We start from the raw sequence: 255 nt of genomic DNA, 5'->3' as shown, positions 1-255 counted from the left end.
CTCGGTTTTACTTTGACTTCTTCTTACGATTATCTAGTTTTCAAGGAACGAATGTTTCGAGAGAAATTGCACTCTCAAAACTAAACAAACAAGTAACAGTCAACTTTTTATCAGTCCGTTAAGGACTTCATTATCCTTAGAAAGGAGGTGATCCAGCCGCACCTTCCGATACGGCTACCTTGTTACGACTTCACCCCAATCATCTGTCCCACCTTAGGCGGCTGGCTCCTAGGACAAAACTTAACTTCCTATAAT

General features: G+C 41.6%; 1 rRNA gene. It reads right to left on the bottom strand.

Annotated features, from left to right (window positions below):
- Positions 1 to 140: 140 nt before the first annotated feature.
- Positions 141 to 255 (bottom strand): 16S ribosomal RNA (locus tag M3189_RS27475); the annotation flags it as partial.

The organism is Neobacillus niacini, assembly GCF_023715415.1.
Lineage (GTDB): Bacteria > Bacillota > Bacilli > Bacillales > Cytobacillaceae > Neobacillus > Neobacillus niacini_C.
This window is presented reverse-complemented; position numbering and strand designations above follow the sequence as displayed.